Below are 8830 nucleotides of genomic sequence, written 5' to 3'. Positions count from 1 at the left end.
GTGTGTGCAAGGGGCTTGCCCCCGGGGGCAGGGCCCTGGCGGTTAGGCGGCGCTCCGGGGCGGCCCGGATGGCGGGAGGGAGGTCGTCGTGAAGGCCGGGAGGGGCCTCGGCGTTGATTTCGTGTGGGGGACATTGCGTGGGCTGGGTTCCGCTTTACTCTGAGCCGCTGCGTGGTGGGCGGCCTGCCGAGTGGAAGTTTCGGCGGACGCACGTGGTTTCCATACGTTTCTCCCTTACACCTCCAGGGATTTCCCTTCACTCGCCGCCGTCCTTCGAGGATTCTCCGGCGAGAGAGCCGACCGAATGATCGAATGGACGCTGAAGAAACTGATTGGGACCAAGAACGAGCGCGAGCTCAAGAAGGCCCACGCGAAGGTCGCCCGGGTCAATGAGCTGGAAACCCGCATGCGGGCCCTCAAGGACGAGGACTTCGTCTCCGAGACGAACCGCATGCGGCAGGAGATCCAGAACGGCCGTTCGCTGGATGACCTGCTCTTCGAGGCCTTTGCCATCACCCGTGAGGCGGCGCGCCGCGTCATCGGCCAGCGACACTATGACGTGCAGCTCATTGGCGGCATGTTCCTCCACGAGGGCTGCATCGCGGAGATGCGCACCGGTGAAGGCAAGACGCTGACGGCGACGTTGCCCACCTACCTCAACGCGCTGTCCGGCCGGGGCGTGCACGTCGTCACGGTGAACGACTACCTGGCCCGCCGCGACGCGGAGTGGATGGGGCGCGTCTACCGCTTCCTGGGCATGACGACGGGCTGCGTGCTGCACGAGCTGAACGACAAGCAGCGGCAGGAGGCGTACCGCTCGGACATCACCTACGGGCAGAACAACGAGTTCGGCTTCGACTACCTGCGCGACAACATGAAGTTCCGCCTGCAGGACTACGTCCAGCGCGAGCTGAACTTCGCCATCGTCGACGAGGTGGACTCCATCCTCATCGACGAGGCCCGCACGCCGCTCATCATCTCCGGTCCCACCGAGGACAGCACCGACAAGTACTACCGGGTGGACCAGGTCATCCCCGGGCTGGTGCCGGACCAGGACTACACCCTGGACGAGAAGCACCGCTCCGTGTCCCTCACGGATGACGGCATCGAGAAGCTCCAGAAGCGGCTGGGCGTGGGCAACCTCTACGACCCGGGCGAAATCGAGATGCTGCACCACGTGGACCAGGCCCTGCGCGCGCACACGCTCTACAAGCGCGACAAGGACTACGTGGTGAAGGACGGCGAGGTCGTCATCGTCGACGAGTTCACCGGCCGCCAGATGCCGGGACGCCGCTGGTCGGACGGCCTTCACCAGGCCATCGAGGCCAAGGAAGGCGTGAAGATCGAGAACGAGAACCAGACGCTCGCGACGGTCTCCTTCCAGAACTACTTCCGCATGTACTCCAAGCTGGCCGGCATGACGGGCACGGCGGACACGGAGGCGGAGGAGTTCGCCAAGATCTACAACCTCGACGTGCGCGTCATCCCCACCAACCGTCCGCCCATCCGCAAGGACCTGCAGGACGTGGTGTACAAGACGGAGCGCGAGAAGTTCGAGGCGGTGGCGGCGGAAATCGAGGAGCTGCACAAGAACGGGCAGCCGGTGCTCGTGGGCACGGTGTCCATCGCCAAGAGCGAGGTGGTGGCCAGCTTCCTCAAGAAGCGCGGCATCCCGCACAACGTCCTCAACGCCAAGCAGCACCAGCGCGAGGCGGACATCGTCGCGCAGGCCGGCCGCAAGGGCGCCGTCACCATCTCCACCAACATGGCCGGCCGCGGAACGGACATCCTCCTGGGTGGTAACGCGGAGGTCCTGGCCAAGGCGTCCATGGGGCCGCCGCCCGAGCCGCCCACGTCGGCCCCGGACGGGCAGCCGCTGGACCTGACGGCCTACGAGGCGGAGCTCGCGGCGTGGGAGCAGAAGTTCGCCGACACCAAGGCGAAGCTCGAGGAGCAGACGAAGAAGGAGCGCGAGGAGGTCCACAACGCCGGCGGCCTCTTCATCATCGGCACCGAGCGCCACGAGTCGCGCCGCGTGGACAACCAGCTGCGTGGCCGCGCCGGCCGCCAGGGTGACCCGGGTGGCAGCCGCTTCTTCCTGTCGCTCGAGGACGACCTGATGCGCATCTTCGGGTCCGAGCGTATCCAGGGCCTGATGGAGCGGCTGGGCATGGAGGAGGGCGAGGTCATCGAGCACGTGTGGCTGTCACGTGCCATCGAGGGCGCCCAGAAGCGGGTCGAAGGCCACAACTTCGACATCCGCAAGAACCTCCTCGAGTACGACGACGTGATGAACCAGCAGCGCCGCACCATCTACAAGCTGCGCCGCCAGGTGCTGGCCGCGGGCGCGGGCGTGCCGCTGGTGGAGTACGACGAGGATCCGAAGACGCGCATCAAGACGCGCTCCGAGCGGACCGTCAGCTGGGCGGACTTCCGCGAGCTGATTCTGGACTCGATGGAGGACGTCATCGTGTCCCTCACCGACACCTACGCGCCCACCCGGGGCGTGGAGGGTTGGGACATCGCCGCGCTCCAGCAGGGCGTGAAGGAGACCTTCAACCTCGAGATGAACTTCGAGGGCGTGGGCAACCGCGAGGAGCTCCAGGAGCACATCTACAAGGCGGCGGAGAAGGTCTTCCAGGCGCGCGAGGAGGAGTTCGGCGAGAACTTCATGCGCTTCCTCCAGTACAACTACCTGGCGACCATCGACCGGCTCTGGAAGGACCACCTGCTGGCCATGGACCACCTGCGTCAGGGCATCGGCCTGCGCGGCTACGGCCAGAAGGACCCGAAGCAAGAGTACAAGAAGGAGGGCTACCAGGGCTTCATCCAGATGCTCTCCGCCATCAAGGCGCAGTTCGTCACCCAGCTCATGCACGTGCAGCCCCGCTCCGCCTCCAGCGCGGCGGAAGAGGCCGCCCGCATCCAGCGCCAGCTCGCGCAGCAGCAGAAGAAGGCGGTGGAGGGACGCGCCACGGCGGACGGCAAGCTGGATGAGGGCTCGGTGGCCGCGGCGGCGCGTCCGGCGGCGGCCAGCAGGCCGGCGGTGGGCCGCAACGACCCCTGCCCCTGCGGCAGCGGCCGGAAGTACAAGAAGTGCCACGGTGCCTCGGAGGCCAGCGTCTAGGACGCGGGCTGACTGACAGGCGCATCGTGGAGGACGCCGGCGCGGCGCCAACCCTCTGGGGAAGGCACCGCGCCGGTGCTGTCTTGGCGGGGCGAAGGGGCCTCGCTGGGACGAGAGGAGGGCGGGGGAGCGGCACGTGCCGTCCCTGCCCGGACGGGCGGTGCGGCGAAGCTTGCGCGGCCCGGAGGGGTTCTGTTAAGGACGCCCCGCCCCACGGTATGGGGTCGGGGGGCAGTCGACCCCAGGCAGTACTCACTACACACACGTCCGTGCCGGTCGCCGGTGCTTCCGTGGGTGAGGGCCTCTCCTCGGAGAGGCGCTCCTCCGCGGTCGTTTCGGCCGGAAGGTTTGCTCGGGCGTGGCGGAACAACCGGAGAGACGACATGGAAACGCAGGACACGCAGACGCAGCAGCAGGCGATGGCCGCCGCCGGTGGCATCACGATGAGGCAGCTCCTGGAGGCCGGTGTTCACTTCGGCCACCAGACGAAGCGCTGGAACCCGAAGATGAAGCCGTTCATCTTCGGCGCCCGCAACGGCATCTACATCATCGACCTGCAGAAGACGGTCGTGATGGCCCGCTCGGCGTTCCGCTTCGTGGCGGACATCACCGCGCGCGGTGGCTCGGTGCTCTTCGTCGGCACCAAGAAGCAGGCGCAGGACGTGGTCCGCGAGGAGGCCTCGCGCGCCGGTCAGTTCTTCGTCACCAGCCGCTGGCTGGGTGGCACGCTGACCAACTTCAAGACCATCAAGCAGGGCATCGACCGCCTGAAGACGCTGGAGAAGATGGCCGAGGACGGCACCTTCGAGCGCCTGCCCAAGAAGGAAGTCGCCCAGCTCGAGCGTGAGCGCGAGAAGCTGGAGAAGAACCTGGGCGGCGTGAAGGAGATGTCGAAGCTGCCCCGCTGCGTCTTCGTCATCGACCCGAAGAAGGAGCACATCGCCATCCACGAGGCGGGCCGCCTGGGCATCCCGGTCATCGGCCTGGTGGACACCAACTGCGATCCGGACGGCATCGACTTCGTCATCCCCGGCAACGACGACGCCATCCGCTCCATCAAGCTGTTCACCTCCAAGATCGCCGAGGCCTGCCTCGAGGGCGCCGCGCGTTACCGCGCCTCGGGCGCCGCCGAGCGCGACGAGCAGGAGGAGCGCGAGGGCCGTGATGACCGTGGCGACCGCCGCGATGACCGCCGCGGCCCGCGCCGTGGTGACCGCCGCGACGACCGTCGCGACCGGGGTGGTGACCGTGGCGGCGACCGCCGTGGCCCCCTCGTTGAGATGAAGGGCGCGGCCCCTGTCGCGTCCACCGAGCCGGCCGCCGAGGCCGCTCCCGAGGGTGAGGCGGCGGCCGAGTAGCCGTCCCTTCCTCACGTCAGTGCCGAAGCGGCCGGGTGGCATCAGTTCGCCAGCTCCCCGGCCGCCTCTGTTTCCCTGGTGCCGCAGTATCCCCTTGAACTTACAATGCTCCGCCCGGCGCACTGCGCCTTCGAGTGGCGGAGGCAGGAGACGACGATGGCCGAAGTTAGCGCCCAGATGGTGAAGGAGCTCCGCGAGCGGACCAACGCGGGCATGATGGACTGCAAGAAGGCGCTCGCCGAGTCGGGTGGCGACTTCGCCAAGGCCGAGGAGTGGCTGCGCAAGAAGGGCATCGCCAAGGCCGCTGGCAAGGAAGGCCGCGTTGCCTCCGAAGGCATCATCGGCACCTACGTTCACGGTGGCCGCATCGGCGTCATCGTCGAGGTGAACTGCGAGACGGACTTCGTTGCTCGCAACCCCGACTTTCAGGATCTGGTGAAGGACGTGGCCATGCAGATTGCCGCGGCCGGCCCCAAGTTCGTCCGCCGTGAGGAGGTCCCCACGGACAACCTGGACAAGGAGAAGGACATCCAGCGCGAGCTCCTCAAGCAGCAGGGCAAGCCCGAGGCGATGCTGGAGAAGATCCTCGTCGGGAAGATGGAGAAGTACTACGAGGGCGTGTGCCTCGTGGACCAGCTCTGGGTGAAGGACGACAAGAAGAAGGTCGGCGAGATGATCTCCGAGCGCGCCGCGAAGATTGGCGAGAAGGTCTCCGTGCGCCGCTTCGTCCGCTACGAGCTGGGTGAGGGCATCGAGAAGAAGAAGGACGACCTCGCCGCCGAAGTCGCCAAGACGCTGGGCCAGGCGTAAGGCCTCCGCGGTCCCCCTCGGGGCCGCGAGCCTGGACGCAGGGCTGACAAAGGCCGCGCGCACCGGAAATGCCCCCCACCGGGCTTCCGGGCGACGCGGCCCTCGCTTTTGCGGGTCTGATTGGCCCCTCCCCGTGCGACCGCCAGCGGACGATGGAGGGCCGGCCCACCGACTCCAGCGTTGATCCCTCGCGGAGCGGGGGATAGAAGCGGTGGCGCATGTCCTCCGACACGAAGAAGCCGCTCCCGTATCAGCGCATTCTCCTCAAGCTCTCGGGCGAGGCCCTGATGGGGGAGGGGAAGTACGGCATCCATCCGCCCACGCTGATGGGCATCGCCGAGGAAGTCATCGAGTTGGCGCAGGCCGGCGTGGAGGTCGCGCTGGTGATTGGCGGCGGCAACATCTTCCGGGGTGTCGCGGGCGCCACGGAGGGCATGGACCGCGCCAGCGCCGACTACATGGGCATGCTGGCCACCTGCATCAACTCCATGGCCATGCAGGACGCGCTGGAGAAGAAGGGTCTGCACACGCGCGTGCTGTCCGCCATCAAGATGGAGCAGATTGCCGAGCCGTACATCCGCCGGCGCGCCGTGCGCCACCTGGAGAAGGGCCGCGTGGTGATTTTCGCGGCGGGCACCGGCAACCCGTACTTCACCACCGACACCGCCGCCTCCCTGCGCGCCATGGAAATCAACGCGCAGGTCATCCTGAAGGCAACCAAGGTGGACGGGGTGTACAGCGCGGACCCGAAGAAAGACCCCACCGCACGGCGCTATCGGTCGCTGACTTACATGGACGTGTTGAAGCAGAATCTCAACGTCATGGACTCCACGGCCATCTCGCTGTGCATGGACAACAAGCTGCCCATCATCGTGTTCGACCTGACGCAGCGGGGCAACATCCGCCGCGCGGTGCTGGGTGACGGGGACATTGGTACGTTGGTGGGTGGCAGCGAGACGGTCTGGGCCTGAGCCCCGACCCACCGGCAAGCACTCAAGGAGAGAACGCAATGAGTGGAGACGTCGTCGCCGAACTGAAGGGCCGTATCGACAAGTCGCTCGAGGGCCTGCGCACGGACCTGACGAGGGTCCGCACGGGCCGCGCCAGCATCGCCATCCTGGATGGCGTCCGGGTGGACTACTACGGCACGCCGACGCCGCTGTCGGGCGTGGCCAGCGTGAACGCGCCCGAGCCCCGGCTCATCACCATCAAGCCGTGGGAGAAGAGCGTCCTCAAGGACATCGAGAAGGCGCTGCGCGAGGCGAACCTGGGCATCAACCCGATGAACGACGGCGAGATGATTCGCCTTCCCTTCCCGCCGCTCACCGAGGAGCGCCGCAAGGACATCGCCAAGCAGGTGAAGACCAAGGGCGAGGAGTTCAAGGTCACCATCCGCAACCTCCGCCGCGACGCGAACGAGGCGCTGAAGACGCAGCTGAAGGACAAGAAGATCACCGAGGACGACCACAAGCGCATCACCGAGGTCGTGCAGAAGCAGACCGACGCGGGCATCACGCAGGTGGATGAAATCGTGAAGAAGAAGGAGAAGGAGGTCATGGAGGTTTGAGGTCCTCCATCGTCCTCGCCGAGCCCTCCGCACCGGTGGCGGGCGTTCTGCGCCGCTATCTTGAATCCGCCGGTCATGAAGTGTCCTGGGTGAGCAGCGCCGACGAGGCGCTGCGCACGGTGAGGGAACGAATGCCCACCGTCCTGCTGGCGTCCGGAACGGGCGCCCTGGACGGTGAGGCGCTGTGCCGGAGCATGCGGGCCGAAGGCCTCGCCACGCCGGTGTTGCTGTTGTATTCGCCGGACGAGGAGCAGGCGGACACGCGGGCCGCCCAGGCGGGCGCGGACGGGTGCCTGGTGGGGCCACTGAAGCGCCCCACGGTGTTGACGTGCGTGTCCTTGCTTGTCCAGCGCGAGGAGGCGCTGCGGCGGGTGGGTTCCGTGGGCGCACGGCCGCCGCCACCTCCGTTCGATGGGGCGTCTCACGCGGGTGGGCCCCCTCCGCTGCCGGGCGCGTTGGGCGGGCAGATGGTTCCGCCGCCGCCTCCGCTCGACGGCGTGGATGCACCTGTCGAGAGCGCGGATGCGCGGGGCATGCCCCCTCCACCGCCGCTCGACGAAGAGGCTCCGGAAGCGGAGAGCGCACAGGCGCGGGGGGGGCCACCGCCGCGCGAGGCGGAAGCGCCGTTCTCCGAGGGCCGCGGCGCGAAGTCCGCGTCACTGCCACCTGAGCTGGACGAAGAGCCCATCACGTCGCCGTCCTCCGAAGCGGGCAGCACGGCCCCGGATGCGGGCGCGGCGCCTGCTTCGGCCACAGCGGAGGCGCAGGCTTCCGAGGAAGACGACCTTCCACTGCTCCACGCGGAGCCAGAGGCCGACGAGCCGGATGCCGCCGGGCCAGCGTCCGAGGACGGGCCCGAGGCCACAGAGGCCGTCGCTGCGTCAGGAACTGGTCTCGAGCCGTCGTCCGCGCAGACGTCTCCGCCCGAGGCCCCGGCTATCTGGGCGGCGAAACCTACGGATTCGAGCGCTGTATCCACGAGCGCGTCTGACTCCGCCACCGCGAGCCCCGCGATACCGGCCGCCAGCGCTCAGCCTCCCTCGGTGGGGGCCCGGCACTCCGGCGCCTTCCCCGCGCTCGCCCCCACGCCTGTTCCAGGCGGCAGCCGCATCAGCCGGTCCGACGTGGCGGTGGTCGGCTCCTCTCCGGACTTCGAGTTCCTCAAGCGGCTGATGTTGATGGAGGTGAAGCGCAGCCGGCGCTACCGCTATCCCATCGCCGTGCTGCTGGTGGACATCGACAAGTTCGCGGAGAAAGCCGCGCCCCTGGCCCCCGCCGAGCGGAAGCTCGCGCTCGCCGAGGCCCTGGGACTGCTCGTGTCCGGAGTGCGCGACATCGACGTCGCCGTGCCCTTCGCGGACAGCCGCTTCGTCGTCTTCCTTCCGCACACGCCGCGCTCCGGCGCGCTGGTGGTGGGGCAGCGCCTGCGCGAGCTCATCAAGTCCCTGACGGCCTACGAGGGCGCCAGCGCCTCCGTGGGCGTCGCCGTCTCCGAGCCCCCGCCGGGCCGTGGACCCGTGGCGGGCGCCCTGTCCCAGGTCAGCTTCGGCAGCCTCCTGAAAGAGGCTGGAGAAGCCCTGCGTCGCGCTCAGGCCGCGGGTGGGGACTGGGTGGAGGCCGCGAGCGGCAGGACTCAGCCGGGATAGACGAAGTCCGCCCCGGTGATGCCGCGGACGACGTCCGCGACGAACGCCATCAACTCCAGGCCCCGGCCCTTGTCGTCCTTCCAGGTGCCGGTGGCCGCGTCGTAGTCGAAGTGGATGCCCTGGCCCTGGCCCGCCACCCAGATCTGCCGCACGGCGCGCTGGGTGTTGACGATGCACTTCTCCCGCGAAGCCGCGGTGAGCGTCACCATGTCGCCGGTGCTGTCGGCTTCCAGGATGTCAGGGTCGATGGCGTCCGCCGCGGCGAGGATGCGCTTGAACGCGGCGGAGACCAACTGGTTGTAGCGAGCTTCGTCCATCATGG

7 protein-coding genes are annotated in these 8830 nt (G+C 68.1%); 6 read left to right on the top strand and 1 reads right to left on the bottom strand.

The annotated features are described in order from the left end of the window. Window positions 1-304 precede the first annotated feature (304 nt). The 6 genes from secA (at window position 305) to FL344_RS31050 (ending at window position 8508) form a co-directional block, all read left to right on the top strand. On the top strand, window positions 305-3127 hold the full coding sequence (secA, locus tag FL344_RS31075) for a preprotein translocase subunit SecA (protein ID WP_090490002.1): 2823 nt from the start codon (window positions 305-307) through the stop codon (window positions 3125-3127). Window positions 3128-3510: 383 nt separating this feature from the next. Then, window positions 3511-4485 carry a 30S ribosomal protein S2 gene (gene rpsB, locus FL344_RS31070; RefSeq protein ID WP_141589136.1) on the top strand — a complete coding sequence of 325 codons (975 nt, stop codon included), beginning with the start codon at window positions 3511-3513 and terminating at the stop codon, window positions 4483-4485. A gap of 156 nt (window positions 4486-4641) precedes the next feature. Continuing rightward, window positions 4642-5295, top strand: coding sequence for a translation elongation factor Ts (tsf, locus tag FL344_RS31065; RefSeq protein ID WP_141589137.1), 654 nt, complete (start codon window positions 4642-4644; stop codon window positions 5293-5295). Window positions 5296-5513: 218 nt separating this feature from the next. Beyond that, window positions 5514-6266 carry a UMP kinase gene (gene pyrH, locus FL344_RS31060; protein ID WP_090490000.1) on the top strand — a complete coding sequence of 251 codons (753 nt, stop codon included), beginning with the start codon at window positions 5514-5516 and terminating at the stop codon, window positions 6264-6266. 38 nt (window positions 6267-6304) lie between these two features. Continuing rightward, on the top strand, window positions 6305-6862 hold the full coding sequence (gene frr / locus FL344_RS31055; protein ID WP_090489999.1) for a ribosome recycling factor: 558 nt from the start codon (window positions 6305-6307) through the stop codon (window positions 6860-6862). Then, window positions 6859-8508, top strand: a complete 1650-nt coding sequence (locus tag FL344_RS31050) for a diguanylate cyclase (RefSeq protein WP_141621074.1) — start codon at window positions 6859-6861, stop codon at window positions 8506-8508. Before frr ends, FL344_RS31050 begins: the two co-directional genes overlap by 4 nt. Here FL344_RS31050 and cyaY read toward each other — a convergent pair. After that, window positions 8496-8828, bottom strand: coding sequence for an iron donor protein CyaY (gene cyaY / locus FL344_RS31045; RefSeq protein ID WP_141621073.1), 333 nt, complete (start codon window positions 8826-8828; stop codon window positions 8496-8498). The genes FL344_RS31050 and cyaY overlap by 13 nt on opposite strands. Between the last annotated feature and the right edge of the window lie 2 nt (window positions 8829-8830).

It is taken from the genome of Myxococcus sp. AB036A (assembly GCF_006547355.1).
Taxonomy (GTDB): domain Bacteria; phylum Myxococcota; class Myxococcia; order Myxococcales; family Myxococcaceae; genus Myxococcus; species Myxococcus virescens.
Note: the sequence above shows the minus strand (reverse complement) of the source record. Positions and strands in the feature narration are given on the sequence as shown.

Coding starts and splice junctions, on each gene's coding strand:
- tsf (WP_141589137.1), top strand. CDS start 4,642: ATGGCCGAAGTTAGCGCCCAGATGGTGAAGGAGCTCCGCGAGCGGACC.
- frr (WP_090489999.1), top strand. CDS start 6,305: ATGAGTGGAGACGTCGTCGCCGAACTGAAGGGCCGTATCGACAAGTCG.
- cyaY (WP_141621073.1), bottom strand. CDS start 8,828: ATGATGGACGAAGCTCGCTACAACCAGTTGGTCTCCGCCGCGTTCAAG.
- secA (WP_090490002.1), top strand. CDS start 305: ATGATCGAATGGACGCTGAAGAAACTGATTGGGACCAAGAACGAGCGC.
- pyrH (WP_090490000.1), top strand. CDS start 5,514: ATGTCCTCCGACACGAAGAAGCCGCTCCCGTATCAGCGCATTCTCCTC.
- rpsB (WP_141589136.1), top strand. CDS start 3,511: ATGGAAACGCAGGACACGCAGACGCAGCAGCAGGCGATGGCCGCCGCC.